We start from the raw sequence: 26651 nt of genomic DNA on the forward strand, positions 1-26651 counted from the left end.
GTGTGAAGAATGCGCATGCCATCGCTCTTGCCGGAAAACAGCGCATTCTAGCAAGGGTGGCACCAAGGCGTGCACCTGTCTGCATCAACTAATGACAAGCCTCAGCCCTTGCTGCATGGTGGCCAGTCACCAGCGATGGCAAGACTGAACTGTTCAAACAGCAGGAACAACACGATGAAGCCACAACACAGCGCGATATGTCTTGGCCTGCTCATCCTGAGCCTCAACGCAGCCGCCGACACTAACCTCCAAAGCCCGGCCGCAACCATGACGACCGAAGTTGCGTTTGCTCCCGATCCGGCGGCATTGCAGCTGGTACTCAAGGGAATTGCGCAAGCCCGGCGCTCCATCCATCTGGCTGCATACGTCTTCACCAGCAAACCGGTGGCCACCGCCTTGCTGGAAGCAAAACGACGCGGCGTGGAAGTTGCGGTGGTGGCCGACATGCAGGAAAACCAGCGCCAGTACAGCGCAACGCGCTATCTGGCCAATCAGCAGCTTCCAGTAAGACTAAACGGGAAATACGCGATTTTGCATGACAAGTTCATGATTATTGATCAGCAGCATGTGCAGACCGGCAGCTTCAACTACACCGCCTCGGCCGCCAGCAAGAATGCTGAAAACGTGCTGATTATCTGGAATGCACCGGCATTGGCTGCGCGCTACGAATCACAATGGCAGCGCCTGTGGCAGGAGGGAGAACCCCTGGCCGCTGCCGACCCCGCTCCGCGCTAAACGGCAGTCAGTGCTGCCAGCAACTGAGTGGAATGACAGACCTGGCAGTATTCACCATGCAGATTGGCCAAGGACATGGCATGCACTTCATCGGCACTGCGCCAGTTGCCAGCCCAATCGTTTCGGCCAAATGTAAAACAGGCATCTTCAGGCAGATACACGCGATAGCCCAGATTACCCGCCATGCGCACGGTGGCTTCCACCGAATTACTGGTTGCCACCCCGACAACAATCAGGGTATTGCAAGCCATCTGCTGCAAACGCGCATGCAGGTCGGTACCGATAAAGGCCGAGTTGGTTTGCTTGGCCAGCACCCACTCCTCTGGCAGCGGAATGACTTCGGGCTTGAAAGCATGACCGGCCTGACCTGGCCGATAGGTGGAGCTATCCTCTTGCGAGTCGTGCCGCACATGGCACAGCGGGCGCCTCTGTTGGCGCCATGCCGACAACAATGCGCCGGCAACAGTTTCTGCCTGCGGGTTGTTACGCGGCCCCCAGCTGGGGTCATCCACCGCACATTGCAGGTCGACCAGCAGCAACAGGCTGTTGTCAGGAATAAGTAATGGCTGCATGCAATACTCCACCGGAATTGATTGCCCAGCTTAACAGCTCCAGCCTTTGGCAAAGCCGCATGCATGACAAATTCACGACCGCAGCCCATGAAAAAACCCACCGGACCGTAAGTCGGGTGGGTTTTTCAGCAGCCGAAGCACCGGGCTTCAGCCATCACACAGGCAAAGCCTGTGAATTACTGCGGCTGTACGTTGGTAGCAGCCGGGCCTTTTTGGCCAGCAGCTTTAACGTAGCTTACTTTCTGACCGTCTTGCAGCGACTTGAAGCCGTCTACCTTGATTTCGGAGAAATGTACGAACAGGTCGTCGCCGCCTGCATCCGGAGTGATAAAGCCAAAGCCTTTGGCGTCATTGAAAAATTTAACGGTGCCGGTTTCCATGATATATCCCTGACATAAAAAAACATTAAAAACAGAGCAAATGCTCAAACAACAAGAACTTCAAGGGATAGATATTTGAACAATTAGGCACTCGTGAAGGAGGGACACCACTGTAACGAAATAGGCACAACGCTTGAAATCCTGCAGGACCGTTATACGCACCTCACAGCCATCGGTCAAACACTATCTGACAAATCAGCAAAATAAATTACGGTACGGTAAATATCCATTCATACCATTTGGCCGTTTCAGAAGGACTGCAGCATGCTGGCTGCCGCTTTTTACCAAAGTCATCCCGGCAATAAAACCCGCCCTGCCATCGCTGTCACATCACCTGGCTCACGCCCGCCCGCGGCGGCAGGCAGAAGACTGACAAGGCCATGCAAAAATTTTTACCGGGGGCTTGACGCTGAAAATGAGCCTCGCTATCATGCCGATCTCTTTTGGAGGGGTTACCCCAGCGGTCAACGGGTCCGGACTGTAAATCCGGCGGCTCAGCCTTCGAAGGTTCGAATCCTTCTCCCTCCACCAGTATTCCCAAAAGGCCCGACATTGCGTTCGGGCCTTTTGCATGCCGTCTGCAGCGGCACCATCCAGCGGGAGACACAGCCATGGCCAACAAGAACGGTAAAGCAGGCAAACCCAACACTGCCCAGGGTGTACGTCTGGCCGAACAAAAACGCTTCCAGCGTACTGAAGAAGCCTGCCGCCGCATCATGGACCAGCTGTTTGCCATGCAGCGCGCCAACCGTTTTACCGAAGGCGAGCTGGCAGAAAAATACGCTGTGATGGCCGGCATCCACTATCGCAAAGTCCGCAATGGCAAGGTGCTGGGTCCGGCCGACTTCAATGCCGCGGTGGAAGTGTGCACCGCTGCCCGGCGCTGCCTGCAGCAACTGGATGCCAGCCTGCAGTTTGACCAGTTGCCGGACAGTGCCGGCCTGCAGCAAATATTGCCGCTGATTGATGGCGTGCTGGCCGATTACCAGCAATTGAAAGCAGGACGTCAACCCTGAGTATCAGGGCAGCTGCCGCTTGAGCAAGGCAGTCAGCTCTCCCCGCGCAGCCAGTGCCTGCAAACCCTTGTCCAGCTGCTGGCGCAGCAATTCCGCCCCCGGCATGCGACGCGAAATCATGAATGAAGCTTCCACCGCCGGCCTGCCCGGCAGCGGGCGCAGCACCAGCGGCGGCAGTTGATCCGGCTGCAACACGCCCAGCCGCAACAAACCCTGCCACACCTCCCGGTACTCAACAAAACCACGGCAATGCCCGGCGCGCAATTTGCGCAGCAGGTCCGGATAATTGGCCGAACCCCGGTCCACCTCCTCCGCACGCAAACCGAAGGCCTGATAATTGAAACCGTTCAGACCACACCATGGCAACCGGTCGCTACCTGCCAGCATGGGCTGCATGGTCAGGCTCACCGGATGCAATTGCAGATAAGGGCGGGTGAACAGGAACTGACTCTCGCGAGCAGGCGCACGGCTCGCCGCCATCACGATCTGCACCTGACTACCCTGCTCGGCCAGCGCCAGGCAACGAGCAAACGGCATCAGCCGGATTTGCAGGCCGGCCTCCGGCCCCAGGATGGCGCGCAGCACATCCGGGGAAAAGCCCTGCACATCCGCAGCTGATGCAAGCTGGTAAGACGACGGCGGCCATTGGTTATCTCCACCACAAGCCACCACTGCCGCCTCTGCTGGCAGCACGAACATCAGGCATGGCCAGACACTGCTGATGCACTGCATTACGGTTGTGAATGCACGTTTCATCCTGGGGCTCACACCTCTTCAAGCGGACAGACTAGCAAGATACCATTAACACAACTGTCATTTCGATACGGAAAAGCATGAGAGACCCTCAGGATCTGTACCAGCTGCTGGATACAGAAGCCATCCACTACCAGCGTTTTGATCACCCTGCCGTCTTTACCTGTGCAGAAGCCAGCACACTGGCACCGATACCCGGCAGCCTGGCTAGCAAGAACCTGTTTCTCAAGGCTGGCAAAACCGGGCGTTACCTGCTGCTGTGCCTGCCGGCCAGTGCAAGGCTGGACCTCAAAGCCCTGGGTGAATTGCTGGCCATCAAGAACCTTGGGTTTGCCTCAGCCGAGCGGCTGCAGGCCACACTGGGACTGACACCGGGCGCCGTCAGCCTTCTGGCTGTCGTCAACGACAGCGCCGGGCTGGTTGACGTCATTATTGATGAGGCCGTAACCCAGCATGACACGGTGCTTTGCCACCCGCTGGTCAATACCAGCACGCTGGCCATCAACACTGGCGATTTGCTGCGTTTTCTCGATAGCAGCCACCACCCGGCCCGTGTGATGCAGCTACCCTGCCTGCCGGCCTAGTCCGCACAGAAGGGACATCAAGAATGAAAAAGGCTGCCTGCACCACCGACAGAAGGTCGGCAGCACAGGCAGCCCGGCTGAGTCGCATACGACTCAGTGCATTGCTTACACACCGGCCTCGTGAGCCTGCACATCGGCATGGTAGCTGGAGCGCACCATGGCACCGACTGCCGCGTGAGCAAAGCCCATTTCATAGGCTTTTTCTTCGAACATCTTGAAGGTGTCGGGGTGGACGTAGCGCAGTACCGGCAGGTGACCGTCGGACGGTTGCAGGTACTGGCCGATGGTCAGCATGTCTACATTGTGGGCACGCAGGTCGCGCATCACTTCGAGGATTTCCTCGTCGGTCTCACCCAGGCCCACCATCAGGCCGGACTTGGTGCGCACTTCCGGATTCTTGGCCTTGTAATCCTTGAGCAACTGCAAGGAATGCGCGTAGTCGGCGCCGGGACGGGCCTGCTTGTACAGACGCGGCACGGTTTCCAGATTGTGGTTCATCACATCCGGCGGGGTGGTGGTGAGAATGTCCACCGCAATATCCAGACGGCCACGGAAGTCCGGCACCAGGGTTTCGATCTGGGTACCTGGCGATGCGGCACGTACCGCGCTGATGCAGTCGGCAAAGTGCTGGGCACCGCCGTCACGCAGGTCATCGCGGTCCACCGAAGTCACCACCACATACTTCAGGCGCATGGCGGCCACGCTCTCGGCCAGGTGCTTGGGCTCGTTTTCGTCCAGCGGGTTCGGGCGGCCATGACCCACGTCGCAGAAGGGGCAGCGACGGGTGCAGATATCACCCATGATCATGAAGGTGGCCGTGCCCTTGCTGAAACACTCGCCGATATTCGGGCAGGTGGCTTCTTCGCACACGGTATGCAGCTTCTGGTCGCGCAGAATCTGCTTGATTTCATGAAAACGCTGACCGGTGGGCAGCTTGGCGCGAATCCACTCCGGCTTTTTCAGCTTTTCATCCAGCGGCACGATCTTGATGGGAATGCGTGCGGTTTTGGCGGCGCCTTTATGCTTGACCCCTGCCTCGTTATCCAACTTCATGCTGTCTCCTTCACCACGGTCAGGTGTTTTTCCAGCTGGGGCAGCAGCAGATCGGCCACTTGCGCCAGGGTTTTATCCACCCCCAAATCCTTCATTTGCGTCACCCTGAGGCCTTCGTAGCCACAGGGGTTGATCCAGCCAAACGGCGTCAGGTCCATGTCCACATTCAGTGACAGGCCGTGATAGACCGCACCGTTCTTGATACGCAAGCCCAGCGAGGCAATCTTGGCCCCGTCCACATACACACCCGGCGCATTGACGTCACCATTGGCGGTAATGCCCTGCCCGGCCAGCATGTCAATCACCGACTGCTCGATGCGGCGCACCAGTTCGCGCACGCCAATATGCATGCGCTTGAAATCAATCAGCAGATACACCACCAGCTGGCCGGGGCCATGATAGGTAACCTGACCGCCACGGTCGGTCTTCACCACCGGGATGTCGGTAAGGCGCAGCAGGTGTTCCGGCTTGCCAGCCAGCCCTTGCGTGTATACCGGATGGTGCTCCACCACCCAGAGCTCATCCGGCGTTTCGGCCGTGCGGGTATCGGTAAAGGCCTGCATGGCCCGCCAGGTGGGTTCATAGTCCACCAGGCCCAAATGCTTGATCAGACGCTGCACGCGCTTGGCTCCACGTTGGTTTAAAGCACCATCTTGACCATGGGATGGCCAGTGAGCGACAGGTAGATATTATCCAGCTGCTGGCGCGAGGTGGCATTCACGGTAATGGTGAGCGCGTAGAAACGTCCACCCGAGCTTTCCCTTAGGGTGACATCATGCTCGGCCAGGTCGGGCGCGTGCACACGCACCACTTCGGTCATGGTGACGACAAATTCGTCGTGACGCTCGCCCATCACCTTCAAGGGGAAGCGACAGGGAAATTCAATGATTTCCTGCTTTTCAGTGCTGTTTTCAGCCATGTTCAACTCGATTCTGCAAAGGCAAAAGGCCCGCATCACCCGATGCAGGCCATTGCCGGGCCCCGACAGGCGAGGCGTCAATCAAAAGCCGGTTTACTTCCAGCCCAGCATCAGCTTGATGCTGTCCCACAGGCGACTGAAGAAACCACCCTCTTCCACAGCCTGCAAGGCAACGACCGGACGCTCCAGCAGCGGCTTGCCATCCAGGCTCACCACCAGCTTGCCTACAGTCTGACCGGCCTTGATCGGGGCGATCAGCGGCTGCATGGTGGACATGTCCGCCTTCAGCTGGGCCGACTGACCCTTGGCCACCGTGGCAAATACATCCTGGGCAAAGCCAACCGGTACCGACTTGGCTGCGCCCTTGTAGACAGGCACTTCGGAAACAGGCTTGGATGCGCTGTAAAGTTTGGGCGTTTCGAAAAACTGCAAGCCGTAATTCAGCAGTTTGGCACTTTCGTTGGCGCGCGCCTCCGGGCTGGCCGTGCCCACCACCACCGAAATCACCCGACGGCCATCACGATGGCTGGAGGTAATCATATTGTAGCCGGCGGTGTCGGTATAACCGGTTTTCATGCCGTCGACGTTGGGGTCGCGGTACAGCAGCAGGTTGCGGTTGGGCTGGGTAATCTTGTTATAGGTGAAGGACTTGATGGAGTACGTGGGGTAGAACTCCGGGAAGTCACGAATCAGCGCGGCGGACAGGATGGCCAGATCATGCACCGTGGTGTAGTGATCGGCATGCGGCAGGCCGGTGGCATTGCGGAACTGGGTATTCTTCATGCCCAGTTTTTGCGCCTGCTGGGTCATCAGCTGGGCGAACACGTCTTCGCTGCCGGCAATGGCTTCGGCCAGGGTGACGCAGGCGTCGTTGCCCGATTGCACGATCATGCCCTTGATCAGGTCATCCACCTTCACCGGCACTTTCGGGTCGAGGAACATGCGCGAGCCGTCGGTTTTCCAGCCACGGTTGGACACGGTCAGCATCTGGTCCAGCGACAGGCGCTTTTCCTTCACCGCCTTGAAGGTGAGGTAGGCGGTCATCAGTTTGGTCAGCGAGGCCGGTTCCACGCGGGCATCCGGGTCCTGTGCGGCCAGCACCTGGCCGCTATTGAAATCGACAAGATAAAACGCCTTGCCGGCAATCTCGGGCACGGGCGGTACAAAGGCAGCGGTCGCGGAGGCAGCAACAGGCATGGCCAGGCTGGCGGCCAGCAAAATTCGGGTGATGGTGGTTTTCATTGAGATCGACAACGGGTGAGGGGTACAAACAATAGCCGGTGATTATACACGTCCAGACTGCAACGTTGACCGTAAATGCCCGGTTTTGGCGCAATTGGCCGTCAATAACGGCCCGCTTGCGGCAATGCAGCATGAAAATGGCGACACGGCTTCCCGGCGGCTTGGAGTTCCTGCTACTCTGACAGTTCAATAAAAAAGCACGACAAGGACATCGGCATCACCATGCAAGACAAGCAAGACTACCTGGAGCGCATCCTCACCTCCCGCGTCTATGACGTCGCAGTGGAAACCCCGCTGGAAACCGCCAACAACCTGAGCCGCCGTACCGGCAACACCATTTTGCTGAAGCGCGAAGACCTGCAACCGGTGTTCTCGTTCAAGCTGCGTGGCGCCTACAACAAGATGGCCAAGCTGACGCCGGATCAGCTGGCCAACGGTGTGATTACAGCCAGTGCCGGCAACCACGCGCAGGGCGTGGCGCTGTCGGCCAAGAAGATTGGCTGTGAAGCCATCATCGTGATGCCGGTAACCACGCCTCAGGTCAAGATTGACGGTGTTACCAGCCGTGGCGGCAAGGTGGTCTTGCATGGCGAATCGTTCAGTGACGCCTATCAGCACGCCATGAAACTGGTGGCCGAAACCGGCAAAACCTACATCCCGCCGTTTGACGACCCGGACGTGATTGCCGGCCAGGGCACCATCGGCATGGAAATCCTGCGCCAGCACCCCGGCCATATCGATGCCGTGTTCGTCGCCATTGGCGGCGGCGGCCTGGCTGCCGGCGTGGCCAGCTTCATCAAGCGCCTGAAACCGGAAATCAAGATCATCGGCGTGCAGCCGGTGGATTCGGACGCCATGAAGCAGTCCATCGAAAAAGGCGAGCGCGTAGAACTGAAAGACGTGGGCCTGTTTGCCGATGGCGTGGCAGTGAAGCTGGTGGGCGAGGAAACCTTCCGCATCTGCCGCGAGCTGCTGGACGAAATCATGCTGGTGGATTCGGACGCCATGTGCGCCGCCATCAAGGACATCTTCGAAGACACCCGTTCCATCGTGGAACCGGCCGGTGCACTGGCCGTGGCGGCCGCCAAGGCCTATATCGAGCGCGAAGGCTGTACCGGCCAGACGCTGGTGGCCATCAATTGCGGCGCCAACATGAACTTCGACCGCCTGCGTCACGTGTCGGAACGTTCCGAACTGGGCGAGCGCCGCGAAGCGATCATCGCCGTCACCATTCCGGAAAAACCGGGCAGCTTCAAGCAGTTCTGTTCGGTCATCGGCAACCGTAACATCACCGAATTCAACTACCGCTTTGCCGACCCCGGCACCGCCCATGTGTTTGTCGGGGTGCAGATCAGCGGCAAGCAGGATTCAGAACGCATCATTGCCGAACTGAAAGCCAATGGCCTGGAAGGGCTGGACCTGACCGACAACGAGCTGGCCAAGCTGCACATCCGCCATCTGGTAGGCGGCCATGCCCCGCAGCTGAAGGACGAGCGCGTGCTGCGCTTTGAATTCCCGGAACGTCCGGGCGCACTGATGCGCTTCCTGGAAGGCATGCAGACCAACTGGAACATCAGCCTGTTCCACTACCGCAACCACGGTGCCGATTATGGCCGCGTACTGGTAGGCATTCAGGTGCCATCCAGCGATAATGCCGAGTTCCAGCGCTTCCTGGATGGTCTGGCCTACCCCTATGTGGAAGAAACCGACAACCCGGCCTACAAGCTGTTCCTGGGCAAGACCATCCGCTAACCCTGCCTGCCGGCGCACAATGCCGGCAGCAGACTCTTGCTACAGGCATTGCACATGATTCAAGCCGTATTGTTCGATCTGGACGGCACCCTGGCCGACACCGCACGCGACCTGGGCGCCGCCCTCAACCGTCTGCTGGCCGAAGAAGGCCTGCCGCCGCAGCCCTACTCCGCCATCCGCCCGATTGCCAGCCATGGCGCACGCGGACTGGTGAGCCTGGGCTTTGGCATTGATCGCGAACATCCGCGTTTCGAAGAATACCGCCTGCGTTTTCTCGACCACTACGAGCACAGCTTTGCCGACGAAACCGTATTGTTCGACGGCATCAACAGCATGCTGGACGGCATTACGGCCAAGGGGCTGACCTGGGGCATCATCACCAACAAGCCGATGCGCTTTACCGACCGGCTGGTGCCTGCCCTGCCCTTTAGCAGCCGCCCGGCGGTCACCGTCAGCGGCGATACCGTAGGCGTGCCCAAGCCGGACCCGGCACCCATGCTGCATGCGGCCAGCCAGATCGGCATTGCCCCGGAGCACTGCCTGTATGTGGGCGATGCCGAGCGCGACATCCAGGCCGGTCGTGTGGTGGGCATGAAAACCGTACTGGCCAGCTGGGGCTATATCTCGGCGCAGGACCAGCCGGAGCAATGGGGTGCCGACATCAGCATCAACCATCCGCTGGAATTGCTGCAGCACCTGTAAGCCAGAAGCAAGCACCACAACCCGCATGTCGCCACCGGCCAATGCGGGTTTTCTTTTGCATCATTAAGCACCAATAAGAAACAATATCTTGAACAGACTGATATTTATCACACAATGGGTAATCAATACACTGCATCCATCCGCTGACTGACAGCGCAAACCCGACAAGGATGCAAACCATGAAACACCTCGCCCTCACCCTGCTGACCCTGAGCTTCAGCACCGCCGCCCTGGCCGCCCACCACAGCAGCTACTCCAGCAGCGCCGATGTCAGCGCCTGGCAAGCCGAACAAGCCGCCATCCGCGCCGCCGACGCACAATTACCGGCAGCGCGCCAGGCCGAAATCGCCCGTGACAATGCCGCCTGGCAAGCCGCGCTGCTGCAGAAAAACCAGCACAACGCCGGAATCAATCACTAAACGACAAATACTGACAGACAAGGCCGCCCGTCATGACCCGCTACCAACTGCATATCGCCGCGCACCACACCAGCCTGAACCAGGCGGCACAGCCGGCCCACCGCATGCCGACAGGCTGGCAGTCGGCACTGCCCGTTGACAGTCACACCCTGCTGCCCACGGCTGTCGGGCTGGAGATGGCCATCATGCAGGTGGAAGACGCCATCAGTGCCAGCTGGCCCCAACGCCTAGCACTGGACACGGTGTACAGCAGCGATGCGGAACTGCGGCAACTGGCCACGCTGTGCGGCTTGCCAGACACGGCGGGCTGCCGGCTTGAACGCCAGATGGTGGAAAGCCTGTTCTCGCGTCTGGCCAATGCGGTGGAGGGCGGCCTGGCCAGCGGGCTGCCAAGCACACAGGCAGCCATGGGCAGCTTGCTGATCTTGCGCGAGCTGCTGCACCATCTGGACATTGCCAGCATCACCCTGCTGGAGCCCGATGCCTGACAAGGGCTGCAGGCAAAGAAAAACCGCCGTCAGATCACTCTGGCGGCGGCTTCTTGTCCACCCGGCTGCGTCAGCAGCGTGATGGCCGGATCAGAAAGGGTAAACCACTTCTGCCGGCTTGAACTCGCAAGGCTTGTCGGACGGAGCAGCGTCGTGCATCTCGGCCTTGCTGTCGGAAATCTTCTTCCAGGAACCACCCAGGCTGCAGGCAAAATCCTGGCCCAGTTCCAGTTCACCAAACGTCGATGGCAGTACCGGCTCTTCACAGTGCGGGCACAGATTACCGGCCGGCCCAGTCAGTTGGGCCCGGCTGGATACCTCGTCACACCAGCAACATTTGATTTGATCTTCAGTCATCTTTACTTCCCGTTACCTTGGCTTGTCATGTCGGAATGACGCGAATGGAGCGGGATTATACCCGTCTTGAGGCAAACCGACGAATGCCATGTACGGCATCAGGCACCTGACTCTTTGACCGGGATACCAGCAAAAGCCTCCGCAAGCACCTTAATCCTTCGTGACCATCCCATCGTCCAGCCCATCTGCCGATGACCGATGGCTATCCAGCGTAGCGGTGTTCACCATGAGTGACAAGGCATTGGCCACATAAGTGGCAAAACCATGGCGCGCATAACTTTGCTGCAAGGCCTGCAAACGGTCGGGCTGCTGCGCATAGTCAGCAGGCAGGACAAAGCCGATTCGCAGCTCCGGCATGGCCAGCTGATCGACAATCTGGCGAAACACCCATCCGTGGTCCTGACTCACCCGTTCCAGCAAGGCCACGGAAACGGGCAATAACAGGATTTTGTCCTGATGCTGGCCGTGCAGGTAATTGAGCAGATGCAGGCAACGGATGAAGCGGTCCAGCACGACCGGCGTTTCGCTCACCCCGGTCAGGCGGGACAGCACCTCGCCGCCAATCGGCTCGCCACCGGGGGCCACGGCATGCAGGCTGGCCAGCACACCAAGCGGTTCACCGGCAGCATCGCTGACCGGTGCAAAGCGGCTGGCGAGCCTTACCTTGAGGAACTCCCCCACCACTTCTCCATCAGCGGTATTCCATAACGGAAATTCCATGAAGTAAGCGGGATGGATGGTGTGCAAAAAACGTGTGAGCAATGGATTCATGAGCGGCCTGACCGGCGGCAGGCATTAATGCGTATTGGTGTATGACAGCATCTGGCGCAGACACGGCCTCTCTGCACTCTAGCCGCTACCGCCGCAGAAGAAAAATCATCAATCTTCAATTCGACATGCATTTATCTGATATCGACTGCACAAATCTGTCGCAAGCGCGTTCCGGAACACAAATCGACATGCCAGTATTGATATGACGCAAACTCTGCAAAAGTCATGCTGGACGCAATTTTCCCTGGCCGGGATACTGCCTGCGTTAATCCTCCTCCATCCTATGGAACTTGTGCCCACCCCTTGCCGGGTGGGCAATTTTTATTCCACGGATGCTTTTGCCCTCCTCCACGGTTGCACAGGCTGTAAGGCTCCGGTACAAATCGGTCAGATTTGCTGCTGCATCTGGCAGGGCTGGCCTATTCAGGCCGCCGGCAGAATACCGCCGCTTGCCATGCTCACTCTTTTTTCTGCTTCCGCTGCGGCGGGCCATTACCGCCATTTCATCCAGACAAAACATGTGCAGCCAGCCCGGCCCTCTTGTTTCCGGGCATGGACAGCCACCACCGGCAAGGCAATACGATGATCAGTGAAGAAATCACCCTGCGCAAACTGCAGACCCTGGCCGCCTTTGTCGCCACCGGCAGCCTGCCGCGCACGGCTGAACGCATGCAGATGAGTACGGTGAGCGTGCACCGTGCCCTGCATTCGCTGGAAGACGCCATGCGCTGTGCGCTGTTCCGCCACGAGGGTCGCAGGCTGATTGCCCTGCCCGCCGCGCTGGCACTGGCCGAAGCAGCCGAGGACGCCGAACGGACACTGGAAATCGGCATCCGCAAGGCGCGGGAAAAAGCCGGTTTTGGCGCAGCGCAGCTGAGAATCGGCGCCATGTATTCGCTGACGGTGGAGCTGATTCCTCGGCTGGTGATGGGGGTGAAGCTGCGCCGCCCGGAACTGGCCATCGAATTGCAACTGGGTTCCAACGCCCAGCTGCTGGACAAACTGCATACCCAGACCGTGGACGCCCTGCTGATGTCGCTGCCGGACGAGGGCAGCCTGCCGGGCCTGCTGGCCGTACCGTTGTTTGAAGACCAGCTGTATCTGGCCTCCTCGCTGACCAGCCCTGCGCCGGCCAGCCCCACAGCCGACCTGGCTGATTACCGTCATGAAAAATTCGTCGCCCTCAGCGACGGCTTTGCCACCAGCCGCGACTTCCAGCGCCTGTTCAGCAGCGCCGGTTACCAGCCGGATGTGGTGATGCGGGTGGATGACATTTTCTCGTTGATGAACCTGGTGGCGGCCGGGGTGGGCCTCAGCCTGTTGCCCGGCCGGGTCAGCTCGCTGTTTGCCGGACGCATCCGCTTCACCCCGCTGGCCCAAGAGTGGCACAGCACGCAGCGTATCGGCCTGCTGCTGCAGGAATGTCGCGAGCGCGACCCCAATCTGCTGGCCTTGCTGGCCGAAGCCCGCATGCTGGGCCAGCAGATGTCTGCTCATGGCCTTGCCGGCCAACCATTAGCTTCAGGCTAATAATCACGCAGTCAGCTTGATTGATGGCCAGCGTGCCAGCGCCTACCTTGCAGACATTCTCATCTGCGATATGGAGCAAGCATGCTGGCAGACTCAACTCCCTCCCCGGTCTGGAATCGTCGCCGTGATGAAAAGCGCCGTCGTATTGAGCTGGCCGGCCATCTGGCCGATGGCCGCATTCTGCCCACCAGTCAGCTGACCGCCGCGCTGGAAATCCTGATCGCCCCCGGCGACCGGGTGGTGCTGGAAGGCAATAACCAGAAACAGGCCGACTTCCTGTCGCGCAGTCTGGCCCGGGCCAATCCGGCCCGCCTGCATGATCTGCACATGATCATCCCCAGCGTGGGTCGTCCCGAGCATCTGGACATTTTCGAAAGCGGCATTGCACGCAAACTGGATTTCTCCTTCTCCGGCCCGCAAAGCCTGCGTATCGGCCAGCTCTTGCAGGATGGCTGTCTGGAGATCGGAGCCATCCACACCTATGTCGAGCTGTATGCCCGGCTGTTTGTCGACCTCACCCCCAATGTCGCGCTAGTGGCCGCCTATCAGGCAGACCGCCACGGCAATCTCTACACCGGCCCCAGTACCGAGGACACCCCGGCGCTGGTGGAGGCTACCGCTTTTCGTGACGGTATTGTCATCGCCCAGGTGAATGAGATTGTCGACGACCCGTCCGGACTCACCCGCGTGGACATACCGGCCGACTGGGTGGATTTCGTGGTACTGGCTGACCGTCCCTTCTTTATCGAACCGCTGTTCACCCGCGACCCGCGCCTGATCAAGCCGGTACATGTGCTGATGGCGATGATGGCGATTCGCGGCATTTATGAGCGGCATCAGGTGCAGTCGCTCAACCACGGCCTGGGCTTCAATACCGCCGCCATCGAATTGCTGCTGCCCACCTATGGCGAACAACTGGGGCTGAAAGGCAAAATCTGCCGCCACTGGACGCTGAACCCGCACCCGACGCTGATTCCGGCCATTGAAAGCGGCTGGGTGGAAAGCGTGCACTGTTTTGGCGGCGAACTGGGTATGGAAGCCTATGTGGCGGCCCGCCCCGATGTCTTCTTCACCGGGCGGGACGGCTCGCTGCGCTCCAACCGCGCCTTCTGCCAGATGGCCGGGCAATATGCGGTGGACATGTTCATCGGCTCCACCCTGCAAATGGATGGCGACGGCCACTCCTCCACCGTTACCCATGGCCGGCTGTCCGGCTTTGGCGGCGCCCCCAATATGGGGCACGACCCGCATGGCCGGCGGCATGCCAGCCCGGCCTGGCTGGACCTGATTCAGACCAACAGCCTGCTGGCACGCGGCCGCAAGCTGGTAGTGCAGATGGTGGAAACCTTCCAGGGCAATGGCCAGCCCACCATCGTGGAAAGCCTGGACGCGGTGGACGTGGCACGCAGCAGCGGCATGCCGCTGGCTCCGGTGATGATTTACGGTGACGACGTCAGCCACGTGCTGACCGAAGAAGGCATTGCCTACCTGTACAAGGCCGAGTCACTGCAACAGCGCCGGCAGATGATTGCCGCCGTGGCCGGCATCACCCCCATCGGCCTGCGCCACGACCCGGCCATCACCGCCAGCCTGCGCCACGACCCGGCCATCACCGCCAGCCTGCGCAAGGCCGGGCTGGTGGCCCTGCCGGAAGACCTGGGCATCCGGCGCAGCGATGCCAGCCGCTCGCTGCTGGCAGCCAAGAGCATGGCCGAACTGGTGAGCTGGTCGGACGGGCTGTACCAGCCGCCGGCCCGCTTCAGGAGCTGGTAATGCTGCCCGCTCTCGCTCCCGACCAGGCCGGACAACTGGCCAGCCAGCTGGCGCTACTCGCCTGCCAGTGCCTGCTGGACGAAGCACATCTGGCCCCCAAACCCGGACTGGTGGATAGCCGTGGCAGCGGCGCACACCAGGACCTGACACTGGAACTGATGTGTCGCTCGGCCCGCGCCTTGCAAGCGGCCTTCTTTGCCATGGCCAGCGCGGCCTGGCAGCAGCAGCCATCGACAACCCTGCGCGAACAGCTGGGTAGCCTGGGCCGGGGCGGAGAAGACGCCATGCTGCAGGCCAGTGGCGGCGTCAACACCCATCGCGGTGCCATCTGGGCCATCGGCCTGCTGGTGGCCGCCGCCGCCATGGATATCAGCCAGCCACAAGCCGCTGCTGTCTGCCAGCGTGCAGCCGCACTGGCAAAACTGCCCGACCGCCTGCTACCGGCACAGCCACGCAAGGGGGAACTGGCCTGCCGCCGCTATGGCGTGGGTGGTGCCCGCGGTGAAGCACAGCAGGGCTTTCCGCATATCACCCGGCTGGCGCTGCCCACCCTGCAAGCCAGCCGTGCACGCGGTGATGGCGAGAACCATGCCCGGCTCAATGCCTTGCTGGCCATCATGAGCCGGCTGGACGACACCTGCCTGCTGTCACGCGGCGGCATGCCGGGCTTGACCCTGGTGCAAAGCGGCGCACAGGCGGTGCTGGATGCAGGCGGGGTAGCCACGCTGCCGGGCCGCCGCCATTTCAATCAACTGGAAAAGGACATGCTGGCGCAGCGCCTGTCACCGGGCGGTGCTGCCGACCTGCTGGCCGCCACCCTGCTGCTGGACCGGCTGCCGGACATGCCAGCCATCTGACAAGCAGGAATCGAAGGAGGAATCATGGAAAAACTGCATCTGGAATACCCGGCCGGAGCCCCGGCGAAACAACGCGTGCTGGTGGGCGTGGTGGCATCTGGCGATCTGGAAGTGCTGATCACGCCGGCAGAGGCCGGCAGTTGCCACATCGTGATACACAGCTCTGCCGATGGCAGCGCCACCCGCTGGCGCGCCCAGCTTGACCGCCTGTTTGCCGACGGCCAGGCTGCCGCCATGCAGATGGAAATCAATGATTTTGCTGCCACGCCGGGCGTGATCAGCCTGCGCCTGGCCCAGGCACTGGAGGAACTGTCCGCATGAGCCATCAACAAGACATCGCCCGTCTGCTGCAAGGCCACAGCTTTATCGAGCTGAGCGCCCGCGAACGCGCCCACAGCCTGCTGGACCCAGGCAGCAGCCGCGAGCTGGCCGGCCCCTTCGACCGGCAGTACTCACCCTGGCTCGCTGCGCAGGGCATCGTGGCGCAGGCCGATGACGGCGTGGCCATCTGCAAGGGCTTGCTGGATGGCCAGCCCGCTGTGATTGCCGCCATCGAAGGCGGGTTTCAGGGCGGTAGCCTGGGCGAAGTGGGCGGCGCAAAGCTGGCCTGCGCGCTGGAACTGGCGGCAGCCGATAACCGCCAGGGCATCCCCACCCGTGCTGTCATCCTGTTTGAAACCGGCGGCGTGCGTCTGCAGGAAGCCAACCTGGGCCTGGCCGCCATTGCCGAAATCCATGCCGCCATTGCCGACCTCAGCCGCTATCAGCCGGTAGTCGGCATCATTGCCGGCACCGTGGGCTGCTTTGGCGGCATGTCTATTGCCGCTGGCATGTGCAGTTACCTGATTGTCACCCGCGAAGCCAGGCTGGGGCTGAACGGCCCGCAGGTGATCGAACAGGAAGCCGGTGTGGCCGAGTACGACTCGCGCAACCGGCCCTTCATCTGGAGCCTGAGCGGCGGCGAACAGCGCCATGTCTGTGGACTGGCCGACGCCCTGCTGGAAGACGACAGCACGCTGATTCGCCAGCAACTGCTGCACTTTCTTGCCAGCGGCCTGCCCGCCACGCCGCGCCATCGGCGCAGCCAGCATTACCTGCAGCGGCTGCTGGCCATGGACAGCAGCGTCCAGGCCGATGCCGCCTCGGCCCGTCTACTTTTCCAATCAGGAGCAAAACCATGAGCCAGTCCACCATCAGCCAGCGCGGCCGCGACTGGTTCCATGCCCTGTGCGGGCAGCTCCCCCTGCTACAAGGCTTGCCGCCATCCCTGCTGGTGGCGGATGGCGAACTTGCCGGGCAGCCCGCACGCTATGTGGCCGTGGTGGCCGACCCGCACAACCCGTTTGAACGCGCCCGCCACGGCGAGGTAGGCCTGCTGGAAGGCTGGGCGCTGGCCGCCACCATCGACGCCGTGGTGGATGCCGACCAGCAGCAAGAGCACAAGCGCGCCATCGTCGCCATTATCGATGTCCCCAGCCAGGCTTATGGCCGACGCGAGGAAGCCTACGGCATCCACCAGGCGCTGGCGGCAGCGGCGGCAGCCTATGCCCGCGCCCGGCTGGCCGGTCATCCGGTCATCGGTCTGATTGTCGGCAAGGCCATGTCCGGCGCGTTTCTGGCCCACGGCTATCAAGCCAACCGCCTGCTGGCGCTGGACGATGCCGGTGTGATGGTGCACGCCATGGGCAAGCAGGCCGCCGCCCGCATCACCCTGCGCACGGTGGAAGAACTGGAAAAGCTGGCCGCCAGCATCGCTCCCATGGCCTATGACATCGCCAGCTACGCCAGCCTGGGCCTGTTGTGGCGCTTGCTGAAAGCCGGGCAGCCAGACCAGCCCACCCCGGCCGATGTGCAGCTGGTGCGTACCGCGCTGACCGAGGCCTTGCACGACATCCAGGCCGACCCGCAACGCGACCTGCGTCAGCGCCTGCAAGGCGAACACCGCCAGGCCACACGGCAGGTACGCGCGCTATTGCAACAACAATGGACACAGAACGGAGGGTAAACGGTAACAATCACGGTGCATGGGCATGACTGCAGTAACAGGTGAAAACAACAGGACAATACAAAGGAGAGACACACCATGATCATCTACGGAACTGCCTTGCTGGCAGCCTGCCACTTGCTGGGCCTGTTTCTGGGCGACCTGCTGGGCAGCCTGATCGGCGTCAAGTCGAATGTCGGCGGCGTGGGCATTGCCATGGTGTTGCTGATTTTCGCCCGGCTCTACCTGCACAAGCGCGGCTGGCTGCCAGCGGAAACCGAACAGGGCGTCGCCTTCTGGGGTGCCATGTACATCCCGGTGGTGGTGGCGATGGCAGCCACCCAGAACGTGGTCGCCGCCTTGCGTGGCGGCCCGGTTGCCGTACTGGGCGCACTGGGTGCGGTGCTGGTATGCGGCGCTGTCATCGCCCTGCTCAATCGCGGCAGCAGCCAGCACGCATGGCAACCGGAAGCAGAAACCCCGCAAGACCCACTGGCCTGACACAGGAGCAACATCATGCAAATGCTGGAAAAAGTATTGGCACATAACGGGCTGGTCACGGCCTTCCTGCTGGTGGGCATCATCACCTGGCTGTCCGCCCGGCTGTCACGCCGCTTGACGCTGGGCCGGGTGCACGGCTCGGCCATTGCCATCCTGATCGGCCTGGGGCTGGCCTATTACGGTGGCGTACTCACCGGCAAGCAAAGCGGGCTGGCGGACATTTCGCTGTTTTCCGGCATTGGGCTGATGGGCGGTGCCATGCTACGCGACTTCGCCATCGTGGCCACCGCTTTTGAAGTACAGGTGACTGAAGCGCGCAAGGCGGGGTTGATCGGTGCCTGCTCGCTACTGCTGGGGACGGTGCTGCCATTTGTCGTCGGGGCCAGCATTGCCCATGCCTTTGGCTATCGTGACGTGGTCAGCATGACCACCATCGGTGCCGGTGCCATTACCTATATTGTCGGCCCAGTGACCGGGGCGGCGCTGGGTGCCAGCTCGGACGTGATGGCGCTCAGCATTGCCACCGGTCTGCTCAAGGCCATCATGGTGATGGTGGGCACCCCGTTTGCCGCAGGTTTCCTCGGCCTGAACAATCCGCGCTCGGCCATGGTGTTCGGCGGGCTGGCCGGTACGGTCAGCGGTGTTTCGGCAGGCCTTGCAGCAACCGACCGCAGGCTGGTGCCCTATGGCGCGCTGGTGGCCACCTTCCATACCGGCCTTGGCTGCCTGCTGGGGCCATCGGCACTCTTTCTCGCCACCAAGGCCATCATGGCCTGACAGCAACCTCCTCTTTACTTCAGCCGAAGTAAAGATTTGTCGCGGCAGCGCTGGTCGCTGCCGTCTTTTTTCAGGAGCGAGCAATGACAGGTGATTGTTTGCCACACGATTTGCTGTGGCTGGACAGTGCTGCGGCGCTGGTGGCAGAGAGCGAGCTGCCGGACTGGTTGCTACAGCACTGGCACCCCGGCCTGCCGGTGGTGGTGCGCCGCGCCAGTGCCAGGCCCGGCCTGATTGCAATTGGAATACGCGGCCCGCTGCGCGCCCAGCGTTGCGCACTGTGGGCCGACAGCCAGCATGTTTGCCGTCAGCTAAGCCCGGAGCAAGTGGCGGCACAGCAATATTGGCGGCAACATCCGCGTCTTGCTGCCCTGCCCGCCCTGCAGGCCCTGCAGCAGTCACACGCTGCCCTGCAAGCCAGCGGCCTGGACTGGGGCATTACCGGCAGTGCCGGTTTCGAACTGGCCACTGGCCAACCCGTCCTCAGTAACAGCAGCGATCTGGACCTGCTGCTGCGCTGCCCGCAGCCACCGGCTGACTCTCAATTGCAGACACTGGCTGCTGCGCTGGCGGACTTGCCTTGTCGGGTGGATATCCAGCTGCAAACCCCAGCGGGAGGGATGGCGCTGGATGAATACCTGCGTGGTGGCCGGGTATTGCTCAAAACCGGTAGCGGGCCACTGCTGCTGGATCAGCCACAAACAGCATGGACTGCCAGCAGGCAAAGTCAGGTGGAGCAATACACATGAGCGTGTTATTCGTGTTTCCCGGCCAGGGCAGCCAAAGCCCCGGCATGCTGCACCAGCTACCGCAACATGCCGCTTGCCAGGCGGTAATGGCCGAGGCCGAAGCCGTACTGGGCCGCTCGCCTCTGCTGCTGGATTCCGCCACAGCGCTGCAATCCACGGTGGCGGTGCAGCTATGCCTGCTGATTGCCGGGGTGGCGTCCGCCCGCCTGCTGCAAGCGGAAGGCATCCAGCCGCAAATGGTAGCTGGCTTGTCCATTGGTGCCTTCCCGGCTGCCGTCATCGCCGGGGTGCTGGATTTCCACCACGCGGTGCAACTGGTTCAACTGCGCGGCCAGCTGATGGAGCAGGCCTATCCGCACGGCTATGGCATGTGCGCGATTACCGGGCTGGCGCTGCCGCAGCTGCAAACGCTGCTGAACCAAGCACAGGCTGAGGGACGACAGGTGTATCTGGCCAATATCAATGCCGAGCAGCAACTGGTGGTGGCGGGCGCAGATGCCGCGCTGCAAGCCATTGCGCAGGCCGCTTTGCAGGCGGGTGCCGCCCGCTATCGGCGGCTGGCCATCAGCGTGCCCTCGCATTGCCGCCTGCTGGAGCAAGCCGCGCAAACCCTTGCGCAGGCAATGCGTGACACGCCGCTACACGCTCCGGCTTGCCAATACCTGAGCGCCAATGCCGCACGGGTATTGCGCCAGCCGGAGCAGATCCGCGACGACCTGGCCAATAATATGGCCCGCCTGGTACATTGGCATGACACGGCCAGGCTGGCCTGGGAGCGCGGCGCACGCCTGGCGGTGGAAATGCTGCCCGGCACCACGCTCAGCCGCCTGCTCAAACCGGTATTTGCCCAGGGCGTGGTGATGACCGTGGCACAGGACAGGCTGGACAGCCTGCAATACACCGCCCGGCGTATGGAGCAGGACAACCAGTACTGATTTGTGTAGTTACAGCCCGGCCAGCACCTCATCCAGCGCGCCCAACAGCATGTCGGCATGGTTGCGGCCAAACGGCAGCTGCGGCCGCACTTTCAGGATATTGCCAGCCGGGCCGGTGGCGCTGATCAGGATGCGCCGCTCACGCAGCGCATTGACGATGCGCGTGGTCTGCGCACTTGCCGGGGTCTTGCTGTCCCGGTCGCTCACCATTTCCACGCCGATAAAGAAGCCGGTACCGCGCACATCGCCAATCAGCGCATGCTTGCCTGCCAGTGCCTCGAAACCGGCCTTGAGATAGGCACCGGTGTCGCGGGCATTCTGTTGCAAGCCTTCGCGCTCAATCACATCCAGCACTGCCATGCCAGCGGCTACCGATACCGGATTGCCACCAAAGGTGTTGAAGTAACGTACCTGAGCGCCAAAGCAGTCGATGATGTCGGCGCGCGCCATCAGCCCGGCTAGCGGGTGGCCATTACCCATCGGCTTGCCCATGGTGATGATGTCCGGCACCACGCCATGGCGCTGAAAACCCCAGAAATGGCTGCCGCTGCGGGCGAAACCGGCCTGCACCTCGTCGGCGATGAACAGGCCGCCAGCAGCGTGGATGGCATCCACCGCGCCTTGCAAAAATCCGGCTGGCTCGGCAAACACGCCATCACTGGTAAACAGCGTGTCCACCAGCAGTGCCGCCGGGCGGATGCCATGGCGTTGCAGGTCGGCAATGGCGGCCTGCACATCACGGGTAAAGCGTGCTGCCACATCCTGCGCATTACCGCGATAGGCATCCGGCGGCGGCACGGTACGTACATTCGGTCCCAGCGGCACGCCATCACCAAACGCTGGCGAACAGGCGGCAATACTGCTGGTGACGCCGTGATAGGCATGCGCGGTAACAATCACCCCCTGCCCGCCGGTGAAGCTGCCCGCCAGCCGCAGGGCCAAATCGTTGGCCTCGCTGCCGGTGCAGGTAAACATGGCCTGATAGCCGGGCATGGCCAGTGTGGACAGCAGGCGCTCGGCGTAATCGACAATGCCGTCGTTCAGGTAACGGGTATGGGTATTGAGCACGGCGGCCTGGCGGGCAATGGCGTCCACCACATGCGGGTGGCAATGGCCCACCGAGGCCACATTGTTATACACGTCCAGATAGGGCTGGCCGTCCGGGTCGTACAACCACACACCTTCGGCGCGCACCACATGCAGCGGCTGCTGGTAGAACAGGCGGTAAGCCTGGCCCAGCGCCTGCTGGCGACGACGGATCAGCGTCTGCTCGCGCGCTGGCAGCCCGCCTGCTGTGGCCGGGTCGAAGGCGTTTACCATGCGTTGATCGGGCGGGTTCATGCTTGTCCTTTCGTGCGGCACAGCCGGTAGAGGTAATCGCTGGCAAAGTCGCGTCCCAGCAGCCACAGCCTTTGCATGCCGTCCCAGCTGAGCGCGTGGTTGCGCAGGATGTAAGTGCGGTTTTCCGGATAGCGGGCTGCACGCCAGCCGGTGATGGTAACGGTCATGCACAGGCGGGTGAGGATGAGCTCGTACAGCAGGTCGATTTCAGCATCCAGCAGGGGGCAGACGGCATGGTAGCCCGCCACCAGCTCGCCCGCGCTATCCAGCGGGTTGTCGTGCTCCGATAGCTGGTAGGAACAGGCGACCGCCAGTTCGTTGATCAGTGGTGCTTGCACCATGTCGCCAAAATCGATCAGCCCGACCGTGGTGATGTGATCCTGCGGGTCCACCAGCACATTGTAGGGATTCAGGTCGTTATGAATCACCTGATGGCGCAAGCCGTCCAGCCGTGGCTGCACCTGCTGCATGAAGTGGGCCAGCCAGTCGCTCAGCACTGCCTTTTGCGGGCTGTCCGGGGTTTCGGCCAGCAGGGCTTGCAGCCGCTCGGCATGCTGGATGTCCCACAGCAGCGGATGGTGCGCCGCCGGATGCACATAGTCGCGCAAGGCATTATCCAGCCGCCCCAGCGTCTGCCCCAGGTGGGCGCGCTGGGCGGGCGAACGGCTGACCTGATGCAAAGGCTGGCCGGACAGATAGCTCAGCAGGCGCAACACCCGCTGGCTGCCATCAGCCATGCTCACCGCAGCATAAGGCTGGCCATCCAGCCTGGGTATCAACTGCGGAATGGGCAAGCCTGGGTCTGCTGCCCGTGCATGCAGCAGCGCCCGGCTTTGAAAGTCGGTGACAGCACGTTTTTCCGCCGGATGAGTGAGCTTGAGGACAAACTCGCGGCCATCCTCCGCCCGGATATGGAAATTGGCATCGCGCTCGCTATTGAGCGGGCTGGCAACCCCACGCAAGCCATAGTGCTGCCACAGCAGTGCAACAGCTTCCTTGCTGTCAACCGGCGCGGCGGCAGTGGAAAACAGCTGGTCGATCACGCCCTCGGATACGGCTTCAGACATGCTGCCCCCCGTTGATGTGGATTTCCGAACCATTGATATAGGAAGAGTGGCCGGAGCAGAGAAAGTAAATGGCTTCGGCCACTTCATGCGGCGTACCCAGACGGTGCATCGGCACATCACGCTCCACAATGCGGGCGGTGTCCGGCGACAGGATGGCCGTGTCGATTTCACCCGGCGCAATCGCATTGGCGCGGATGCCGTGCGGACCGAACTCGTGCGCCAGCTCGCGCGTCAGCGCCGCCAGCCCGGCCTTGGAAGCGGCATAAGCCACCCCGGCGAACGGGTGCACGCGCGACCCGGCAATGGAAGTGACATTGACGATGGAGCCCTGCCCCTTTTTCAGTTCGTCAAACAGCCCGCGTGCCAGCAAGGCAGTGGACACCAGATTGACATTCAGCACCCGGCTCCAGACGTCGATATCACTGGCCAGAATACCCAGCCGCTCACCCTGCGGGCCCTTGGGCGAGATGCCGGCATTGTTTACCAGTGCATGCAGCTCGCCATTTGGCAGCCGGCTTTTCACCTCGGCAATCAAGTCATCCAGGCATGAGAGGTCGGACAAGTCAGCCTGTACATGGCTCTGCCGCGCGGACGGCCACAGGCAGGCTTCGGAAAACGGCTGGCGCGACACGGTGAAAATCTGCCAGTCATGCTCCTGGAACAGCTTGACCGTGGCATGGCCAATGCCACGACTGGCACCGGTCAACAGCATGTAACGGGTGGAACCGGACATGGAATCTCCTGCTGGTAAGGGCTGATGCACAGCCAGACTGCGCACGATAGGGACAGCGTGTCGGCACCGGATAGCGGCGACAAGTCCGACATCACGCTCACAATTTATGATGCATCATATTTGCTGCATTTCATTCTGACAAGCAGCAGTGGTAACATGATGCACCAGTCACCACCTCACCGGCCCGCAACGCATGGACTACCAACTGGACACACTGGAACACGACAATCTAGGCAGCACGGTCTACCAGCTACTATGCAAGGCGCTGATCCAGGGCCGGTTGCAACCCGGTGCCCGACTGAAAATACGTGAGCTGGCCGAGCAACTGGGCACCAGCGTCACCCCGGTGCGCGATGCCATCCTGCGTCTGGTGCAGGAGCAGGCGCTCACCATGCAGTCCCCGCGTGACATCCGCGTGCCCTACATGACGGTGGAGCGCTATCTGGAAATCCGTGCCATCCGTATCCGGCTGGAGGGGCTGGCAGCGGAAACCGCTTCGCAGAAGGCAGACGCCAGCGCCATTGCCCGGCTGGAAGACATTGTCAGCCGCAACGCACTGGCCATGACGGCACAAGACACGATGTTGGGCTGCGAGCTGAACCAGCAGTTTCACTTTGCGCTGGTGGACATCGCCGGGCTGCCCTTCCTGCAAGGCATCCTGTACCGCATCTGGTTGCAGATGGGGCCGCTGATTGCCGCCGTGTACCAGCAAGGCGGCAGCGACATGATTGACTACCACTACCCGGTACTGGCGGCCATCCGCACTGGCGATGGCCCTGCCGCCGCCGCTGCCATTGGTGATGACATCCTGCACGGCGGACACAGCATCCTGCTGCATTTGCAGGCCCGCGCGCAGCAATGAGCGCGGTTTTCCGAACGCGCTTGCGCGGAAACCCGTCCGCCCCCAGCGATGGCTGTTTAATTTTCCTTTATTATCAATATCTTGATATTGCACGCAGCAGGCACGGCTTTTGCAATCAGCAGTACCATCTGAATGCCGGAAAGCTACTGCCATGCCTGTCAAACTCTTGCTTACCCTGAGCTTTTCTTCCCTGCTGGCCCGCCATCTGGGCAGCACCCCGTTGCCGGACCTCACCAACGCACTACCCCTGCCCGGCGTGCTGCTGCTGATGACGCTGGGCAATGCCCTTGCCTACCTGCTGGTGCGGCTGTTGTTCATCAAGCTGTCCGCGCAACACTGAGTCTTGCCATCCCGCTTCACCGTCCCTGGCCCTTGAACGCGACAAGGCCCGGCAATGCCGGGCCTTGTCGCTGCCAGCCAGACTGGCGACGCCAGCCTGACCGTGCAGTTGCCATCACACCATGAAGTAAATCAGCGCCGCTTCACCAAACACCCCGATCACCGTGCCTACCAGTACAGAATGCGAGGCATGCAGCGCATAGGTCTGGTTGCGCACGGCAAACATCGAGGCCGCAATGGCGGTGGGCACCGCCCCGACAATCAGCGCCTGTTTGGCAAACTCGGCATCCACGCCAAACAGGAAGATGCCCAGCAACATCAGGGCCGGTTGCAGGAAGTTCTTCATCGCCACATTACCTAACACATGGCCGTTGAAGCTGGGCTTTTCACCGCAGAACATCAGCCCCAGCGCCAGCAGCGACACCCCACCGGCCGCCTTGGCCAGCATGTCCACGCTTTCCTGTACCGCAGCGGGCAGATGCAGGTGATTGAAGCTGAGCACCACCCCCAGGATAGGCAGCCAGACAATCTGGTTGGACAGCGTCTTGACCAGGCTTTGCTTGAGCATGGCCACCATGCCGTCATCGTCCCCCGCATCCGCCATTTCACCGCAGCGGCACAGTACGATGGTAAGCGGCAGGATGACAAAGCTGGTGATCAGGTTGCCAATCAGCACGGCAATGAAACCCTGCGGACCGCACACCTGCTGCAGGATGGGCGCGCCAAAATAGGCCATGTCGGGAAAGGTACATACCAGTGCCTGGATGGCGCTGGTTTTCAGCCCCTGCCGGTAGTAATAACGCCCGGCCAGCAAGGCCAGTACATAGGTGCCGACAAAGCCGAAAGTCATGCACAGGATGAAAGGCAGGTTCTGGATGCGCTCCGGCGGCGTCTTCAACGCGCCGATAAACAATGAACAGGGCAAGGCATAACGCATTACCAGCGTTGCCATCACCCCCACATCCTCCTGACGGAAATAGCCACGCTGTCCGCCAAACCAGCCCAGCAGCATCAATAGCACCACCGGTAGCAGTGCTGTACTCATGGTTCCCCACATGGTCTTGCTCCTTGATTTCTGTAGTGTGTCTCCCACCCACCGCAGAGCAAGCCCCGTGCCACGCAACAGTCGCCGCATGTCATTGATTTGAATGAACAATGCCATTGGCAAAACACTGAAAGTACGGTCAGCCGCGAATCCACTGTTTTAAAAGTACGGAAATCCGCACTTTGCCTTTCTGCCAGCCAAATCCCGCAAATCACTACCCCGCGTAAGGTTTTCCGTAAACCGCAGTCCGGTAGAAGCACGGTTTTCCGTTGATCTTGCTCCACACGGCAACAAGCGACTCATGGTTTTTTATTTATATTCAATACCTTGAAGCATTTTCACTGTATGGGCACGCTCCTTGCAGTAGCGCAAGCAACGGCCCGACCAGAGGCAGCACCACATGCTGCCACTGGCC

General features: G+C 61.2%; 32 protein-coding genes and 1 tRNA gene. 20 read left to right on the forward strand and 13 right to left on the reverse strand.

Annotated features, from left to right (window positions below; genetic code table 11):
- Positions 1-135 precede the first annotated feature (135 nt).
- Complete coding sequence (locus tag ACE3SE_RS18985; RefSeq protein ID WP_374557488.1) at positions 136-735, forward strand: phospholipase D family nuclease; 600 nt, start codon at positions 136-138, stop codon at positions 733-735.
- Here ACE3SE_RS18985 and ACE3SE_RS18990 read toward each other — a convergent pair.
- Positions 732-1307, reverse strand: coding sequence for a cysteine hydrolase family protein (locus tag ACE3SE_RS18990; RefSeq protein WP_374557490.1), 576 nt, complete (start codon positions 1305-1307; stop codon positions 732-734). The genes ACE3SE_RS18985 and ACE3SE_RS18990 overlap by 4 nt on opposite strands.
- Before the next feature lie 176 nt (positions 1308-1483).
- On the reverse strand, positions 1484-1687 hold the full coding sequence (locus ACE3SE_RS18995; protein ID WP_045844829.1) for a cold-shock protein: 204 nt from the start codon (positions 1685-1687) through the stop codon (positions 1484-1486).
- Positions 1688-2132: 445 nt separating this feature from the next.
- Here ACE3SE_RS18995 and ACE3SE_RS19000 point away from each other — a divergent pair.
- Together ACE3SE_RS19000 and ACE3SE_RS19005 are read left to right on the forward strand one after the other, a co-directional pair.
- Positions 2133-2218, forward strand: a tRNA-Tyr gene (locus ACE3SE_RS19000).
- Between the two features lie 80 nt (positions 2219-2298).
- The gene (locus ACE3SE_RS19005) at positions 2299-2703 is read left to right on the forward strand and encodes a hypothetical protein (RefSeq protein ID WP_374557492.1); all 405 of its coding nucleotides are present in this window, start codon (positions 2299-2301) and stop codon (positions 2701-2703) included.
- Between the two features lie 3 nt (positions 2704-2706).
- Here ACE3SE_RS19005 and ACE3SE_RS19010 read toward each other — a convergent pair whose 3' ends face one another.
- Positions 2707-3459 carry a substrate-binding periplasmic protein gene (locus ACE3SE_RS19010; RefSeq protein ID WP_374557495.1) on the reverse strand — a complete coding sequence of 251 codons (753 nt, stop codon included), beginning with the start codon at positions 3457-3459 and terminating at the stop codon, positions 2707-2709.
- A gap of 77 nt (positions 3460-3536) precedes the next feature.
- Here ACE3SE_RS19010 and ACE3SE_RS19015 point away from each other — a divergent pair, with 77 nt between their 5' ends.
- Positions 3537-4040, forward strand: a complete 504-nt coding sequence (locus ACE3SE_RS19015; protein WP_374557497.1) for a prolyl-tRNA synthetase associated domain-containing protein — start codon at positions 3537-3539, stop codon at positions 4038-4040.
- 105 nt (positions 4041-4145) lie between these two features.
- On the opposite strand, the gene lipA is transcribed toward ACE3SE_RS19015, so the two are convergent.
- From lipA to ACE3SE_RS19035, 4 genes are all read right to left on the reverse strand, one after another.
- Positions 4146-5093, reverse strand: a complete 948-nt coding sequence (gene lipA, locus ACE3SE_RS19020) for a lipoyl synthase (RefSeq protein WP_045844835.1) — start codon at positions 5091-5093, stop codon at positions 4146-4148.
- Positions 5090-5713: a lipoyl(octanoyl) transferase LipB gene (gene lipB / locus ACE3SE_RS19025; RefSeq protein ID WP_062787754.1), complete on the reverse strand. Its 624-nt coding sequence runs from the start codon at positions 5711-5713 to the stop codon at positions 5090-5092. The genes lipA and lipB overlap by 4 nt, the downstream gene beginning before the upstream one ends.
- Before the next feature lie 20 nt (positions 5714-5733).
- Positions 5734-6012, reverse strand: coding sequence for a YbeD family protein (locus ACE3SE_RS19030; protein ID WP_045844888.1), 279 nt, complete (start codon positions 6010-6012; stop codon positions 5734-5736).
- Positions 6013-6105: 93 nt separating this feature from the next.
- Entirely contained in the window at positions 6106-7254 is a 1149-nt protein-coding gene (locus ACE3SE_RS19035; RefSeq protein WP_045844837.1) for a D-alanyl-D-alanine carboxypeptidase family protein, read from the reverse strand.
- Positions 7255-7476: 222 nt separating this feature from the next.
- On the opposite strand from ACE3SE_RS19035, the gene ilvA reads away from it, so the two are divergent.
- The 4 genes from ilvA to ACE3SE_RS19055 all read left to right on the forward strand — a co-directional run bounded on the left by ilvA (position 7477) and on the right by ACE3SE_RS19055 (position 10615).
- Positions 7477-9006 (forward strand): threonine ammonia-lyase, biosynthetic, encoded by a 1530-nt coding sequence (ilvA, locus tag ACE3SE_RS19040; RefSeq protein ID WP_178973431.1) that lies wholly within the window; start codon positions 7477-7479, stop codon positions 9004-9006.
- A gap of 54 nt (positions 9007-9060) precedes the next feature.
- A complete protein-coding gene (locus ACE3SE_RS19045) occupies positions 9061-9708 on the forward strand; it encodes an HAD family hydrolase (protein WP_199103991.1) in 648 nt (215 codons plus the stop codon).
- A gap of 179 nt (positions 9709-9887) precedes the next feature.
- The gene (locus ACE3SE_RS19050) at positions 9888-10127 is read left to right on the forward strand and encodes a hypothetical protein (RefSeq protein ID WP_374557501.1); all 240 of its coding nucleotides are present in this window, start codon (positions 9888-9890) and stop codon (positions 10125-10127) included.
- A 32-nt stretch (positions 10128-10159) separates the two neighbouring features.
- Positions 10160-10615, forward strand: coding sequence for a hypothetical protein (locus tag ACE3SE_RS19055; RefSeq protein ID WP_374557503.1), 456 nt, complete (start codon positions 10160-10162; stop codon positions 10613-10615).
- Positions 10616-10705: 90 nt separating this feature from the next.
- Here ACE3SE_RS19055 and ACE3SE_RS19060 read toward each other — a convergent pair whose 3' ends face one another.
- Positions 10706-10972 (reverse strand): hypothetical protein, encoded by a 267-nt coding sequence (locus tag ACE3SE_RS19060; protein ID WP_045844841.1) that lies wholly within the window; start codon positions 10970-10972, stop codon positions 10706-10708.
- A 150-nt stretch (positions 10973-11122) separates the two neighbouring features.
- Positions 11123-11743 (reverse strand): hypothetical protein, encoded by a 621-nt coding sequence (locus ACE3SE_RS19065; RefSeq protein ID WP_374557505.1) that lies wholly within the window; start codon positions 11741-11743, stop codon positions 11123-11125.
- A 582-nt stretch (positions 11744-12325) separates the two neighbouring features.
- On the opposite strand from ACE3SE_RS19065, the gene ACE3SE_RS19070 reads away from it, so the two are divergent.
- The 10 genes from ACE3SE_RS19070 (at position 12326) to mdcH (ending at position 20849) form a co-directional block, all read left to right on the forward strand.
- Complete coding sequence (locus ACE3SE_RS19070; protein WP_374557507.1) at positions 12326-13273, forward strand: LysR family transcriptional regulator; 948 nt, start codon at positions 12326-12328, stop codon at positions 13271-13273.
- 81 nt (positions 13274-13354) lie between these two features.
- Positions 13355-15046 (forward strand): malonate decarboxylase subunit alpha, encoded by a 1692-nt coding sequence (gene mdcA / locus ACE3SE_RS19075; protein ID WP_374557509.1) that lies wholly within the window; start codon positions 13355-13357, stop codon positions 15044-15046.
- The gene (locus tag ACE3SE_RS19080) at positions 15046-15903 is read left to right on the forward strand and encodes a triphosphoribosyl-dephospho-CoA synthase (RefSeq protein ID WP_374557511.1); all 858 of its coding nucleotides are present in this window, start codon (positions 15046-15048) and stop codon (positions 15901-15903) included. Before mdcA ends, ACE3SE_RS19080 begins: the two co-directional genes overlap by 1 nt.
- 24 nt (positions 15904-15927) lie before the next feature.
- A complete protein-coding gene (locus ACE3SE_RS19085; protein WP_374557513.1) occupies positions 15928-16224 on the forward strand; it encodes a malonate decarboxylase subunit delta in 297 nt (98 codons plus the stop codon).
- A complete protein-coding gene (locus ACE3SE_RS19090) occupies positions 16221-17084 on the forward strand; it encodes a biotin-independent malonate decarboxylase subunit beta (protein ID WP_374557515.1) in 864 nt (287 codons plus the stop codon). Before ACE3SE_RS19085 ends, ACE3SE_RS19090 begins: the two co-directional genes overlap by 4 nt.
- Positions 17081-17908, forward strand: a complete 828-nt coding sequence (gene mdcE / locus ACE3SE_RS19095; protein WP_374557517.1) for a biotin-independent malonate decarboxylase subunit gamma — start codon at positions 17081-17083, stop codon at positions 17906-17908. The genes ACE3SE_RS19090 and mdcE overlap by 4 nt, the downstream gene beginning before the upstream one ends.
- 78 nt (positions 17909-17986) lie before the next feature.
- Positions 17987-18388, forward strand: a complete 402-nt coding sequence (madL, locus tag ACE3SE_RS19100; RefSeq protein WP_374557519.1) for a malonate transporter subunit MadL — start codon at positions 17987-17989, stop codon at positions 18386-18388.
- A gap of 15 nt (positions 18389-18403) precedes the next feature.
- The gene (gene madM, locus ACE3SE_RS19105) at positions 18404-19165 is read left to right on the forward strand and encodes a malonate transporter subunit MadM (RefSeq protein ID WP_239689466.1); all 762 of its coding nucleotides are present in this window, start codon (positions 18404-18406) and stop codon (positions 19163-19165) included.
- Between the two features lie 83 nt (positions 19166-19248).
- Positions 19249-19914 carry a malonate decarboxylase holo-ACP synthase gene (locus tag ACE3SE_RS19110; protein ID WP_374557521.1) on the forward strand — a complete coding sequence of 222 codons (666 nt, stop codon included), beginning with the start codon at positions 19249-19251 and terminating at the stop codon, positions 19912-19914.
- The gene (mdcH, locus tag ACE3SE_RS19115) at positions 19911-20849 is read left to right on the forward strand and encodes a malonate decarboxylase subunit epsilon (RefSeq protein WP_374557523.1); all 939 of its coding nucleotides are present in this window, start codon (positions 19911-19913) and stop codon (positions 20847-20849) included. Before ACE3SE_RS19110 ends, mdcH begins: the two co-directional genes overlap by 4 nt.
- Positions 20850-20858: 9 nt before the next feature.
- Here mdcH and ACE3SE_RS19120 read toward each other — a convergent pair whose 3' ends face one another.
- From ACE3SE_RS19120 to ACE3SE_RS19130, 3 genes are read right to left on the reverse strand one after another with little or no spacing between them, the layout of a single operon-like run.
- Positions 20859-22190 (reverse strand): aspartate aminotransferase family protein, encoded by a 1332-nt coding sequence (locus ACE3SE_RS19120; protein ID WP_374557525.1) that lies wholly within the window; start codon positions 22188-22190, stop codon positions 20859-20861.
- Positions 22187-23257 (reverse strand): phosphotransferase, encoded by a 1071-nt coding sequence (locus ACE3SE_RS19125; protein WP_374557527.1) that lies wholly within the window; start codon positions 23255-23257, stop codon positions 22187-22189. The genes ACE3SE_RS19120 and ACE3SE_RS19125 overlap by 4 nt, the downstream gene beginning before the upstream one ends.
- On the reverse strand, positions 23250-23990 hold the full coding sequence (locus ACE3SE_RS19130) for an SDR family NAD(P)-dependent oxidoreductase (protein ID WP_207389809.1): 741 nt from the start codon (positions 23988-23990) through the stop codon (positions 23250-23252). The genes ACE3SE_RS19125 and ACE3SE_RS19130 overlap by 8 nt, the downstream gene beginning before the upstream one ends.
- Positions 23991-24183: 193 nt before the next feature.
- Here ACE3SE_RS19130 and ACE3SE_RS19135 point away from each other — a divergent pair, with 193 nt between their 5' ends.
- Both ACE3SE_RS19135 and ACE3SE_RS19140 read left to right on the forward strand, forming a co-directional pair.
- Positions 24184-24852 (forward strand): GntR family transcriptional regulator, encoded by a 669-nt coding sequence (locus ACE3SE_RS19135; RefSeq protein ID WP_374557529.1) that lies wholly within the window; start codon positions 24184-24186, stop codon positions 24850-24852.
- A 151-nt stretch (positions 24853-25003) separates the two neighbouring features.
- A complete protein-coding gene (locus tag ACE3SE_RS19140; RefSeq protein WP_045844855.1) occupies positions 25004-25192 on the forward strand; it encodes a hypothetical protein in 189 nt (62 codons plus the stop codon).
- A 114-nt stretch (positions 25193-25306) separates the two neighbouring features.
- On the opposite strand, the gene ACE3SE_RS19145 is transcribed toward ACE3SE_RS19140, so the two are convergent.
- Positions 25307-26248 carry an AEC family transporter gene (locus ACE3SE_RS19145; protein WP_374557531.1) on the reverse strand — a complete coding sequence of 314 codons (942 nt, stop codon included), beginning with the start codon at positions 26246-26248 and terminating at the stop codon, positions 25307-25309.
- Positions 26249-26651 lie beyond the last annotated feature (403 nt).

The organism is Aquitalea pelogenes (genome assembly GCF_041914625.1).
Lineage (GTDB): Bacteria > Pseudomonadota > Gammaproteobacteria > Burkholderiales > Chromobacteriaceae > Aquitalea > Aquitalea pelogenes.

Coding starts and splice junctions, on each gene's coding strand:
- ACE3SE_RS19125 (WP_374557527.1), bottom strand. CDS start 23,257: ATGTCTGAAGCCGTATCCGAGGGCGTGATCGACCAGCTGTTTTCCACT.
- ACE3SE_RS19050 (WP_374557501.1), top strand. CDS start 9,888: ATGAAACACCTCGCCCTCACCCTGCTGACCCTGAGCTTCAGCACCGCC.
- ACE3SE_RS19060 (WP_045844841.1), bottom strand. CDS start 10,972: ATGACTGAAGATCAAATCAAATGTTGCTGGTGTGACGAGGTATCCAGC.
- ACE3SE_RS19035 (WP_045844837.1), bottom strand. CDS start 7,254: ATGAAAACCACCATCACCCGAATTTTGCTGGCCGCCAGCCTGGCCATG.
- ACE3SE_RS18995 (WP_045844829.1), bottom strand. CDS start 1,687: ATGGAAACCGGCACCGTTAAATTTTTCAATGACGCCAAAGGCTTTGGC.
- mdcE (WP_374557517.1), top strand. CDS start 17,081: ATGAGCCAGTCCACCATCAGCCAGCGCGGCCGCGACTGGTTCCATGCC.
- ACE3SE_RS19080 (WP_374557511.1), top strand. CDS start 15,046: ATGCTGCCCGCTCTCGCTCCCGACCAGGCCGGACAACTGGCCAGCCAG.
- mdcA (WP_374557509.1), top strand. CDS start 13,355: ATGCTGGCAGACTCAACTCCCTCCCCGGTCTGGAATCGTCGCCGTGAT.
- ACE3SE_RS19085 (WP_374557513.1), top strand. CDS start 15,928: ATGGAAAAACTGCATCTGGAATACCCGGCCGGAGCCCCGGCGAAACAA.
- ACE3SE_RS19070 (WP_374557507.1), top strand. CDS start 12,326: ATGATCAGTGAAGAAATCACCCTGCGCAAACTGCAGACCCTGGCCGCC.
- ACE3SE_RS19045 (WP_199103991.1), top strand. CDS start 9,061: ATGATTCAAGCCGTATTGTTCGATCTGGACGGCACCCTGGCCGACACC.
- ACE3SE_RS19135 (WP_374557529.1), top strand. CDS start 24,184: ATGGACTACCAACTGGACACACTGGAACACGACAATCTAGGCAGCACG.
- ACE3SE_RS19015 (WP_374557497.1), top strand. CDS start 3,537: ATGAGAGACCCTCAGGATCTGTACCAGCTGCTGGATACAGAAGCCATC.
- madM (WP_239689466.1), top strand. CDS start 18,404: ATGCAAATGCTGGAAAAAGTATTGGCACATAACGGGCTGGTCACGGCC.
- mdcH (WP_374557523.1), top strand. CDS start 19,911: ATGAGCGTGTTATTCGTGTTTCCCGGCCAGGGCAGCCAAAGCCCCGGC.
- lipA (WP_045844835.1), bottom strand. CDS start 5,093: ATGAAGTTGGATAACGAGGCAGGGGTCAAGCATAAAGGCGCCGCCAAA.
- madL (WP_374557519.1), top strand. CDS start 17,987: ATGATCATCTACGGAACTGCCTTGCTGGCAGCCTGCCACTTGCTGGGC.
- ACE3SE_RS19010 (WP_374557495.1), bottom strand. CDS start 3,459: ATGAAACGTGCATTCACAACCGTAATGCAGTGCATCAGCAGTGTCTGG.
- ACE3SE_RS19030 (WP_045844888.1), bottom strand. CDS start 6,012: ATGGCTGAAAACAGCACTGAAAAGCAGGAAATCATTGAATTTCCCTGT.
- ACE3SE_RS19145 (WP_374557531.1), bottom strand. CDS start 26,248: ATGTGGGGAACCATGAGTACAGCACTGCTACCGGTGGTGCTATTGATG.
- ACE3SE_RS19065 (WP_374557505.1), bottom strand. CDS start 11,743: ATGAATCCATTGCTCACACGTTTTTTGCACACCATCCATCCCGCTTAC.
- ACE3SE_RS19120 (WP_374557525.1), bottom strand. CDS start 22,190: ATGAACCCGCCCGATCAACGCATGGTAAACGCCTTCGACCCGGCCACA.
- ACE3SE_RS18990 (WP_374557490.1), bottom strand. CDS start 1,307: ATGCAGCCATTACTTATTCCTGACAACAGCCTGTTGCTGCTGGTCGAC.
- ACE3SE_RS18985 (WP_374557488.1), top strand. CDS start 136: ATGGCAAGACTGAACTGTTCAAACAGCAGGAACAACACGATGAAGCCA.
- ACE3SE_RS19130 (WP_207389809.1), bottom strand. CDS start 23,990: ATGTCCGGTTCCACCCGTTACATGCTGTTGACCGGTGCCAGTCGTGGC.
- ACE3SE_RS19005 (WP_374557492.1), top strand. CDS start 2,299: ATGGCCAACAAGAACGGTAAAGCAGGCAAACCCAACACTGCCCAGGGT.
- ACE3SE_RS19090 (WP_374557515.1), top strand. CDS start 16,221: ATGAGCCATCAACAAGACATCGCCCGTCTGCTGCAAGGCCACAGCTTT.
- ilvA (WP_178973431.1), top strand. CDS start 7,477: ATGCAAGACAAGCAAGACTACCTGGAGCGCATCCTCACCTCCCGCGTC.
- ACE3SE_RS19055 (WP_374557503.1), top strand. CDS start 10,160: ATGACCCGCTACCAACTGCATATCGCCGCGCACCACACCAGCCTGAAC.
- ACE3SE_RS19110 (WP_374557521.1), top strand. CDS start 19,249: ATGACAGGTGATTGTTTGCCACACGATTTGCTGTGGCTGGACAGTGCT.
- ACE3SE_RS19140 (WP_045844855.1), top strand. CDS start 25,004: ATGCCTGTCAAACTCTTGCTTACCCTGAGCTTTTCTTCCCTGCTGGCC.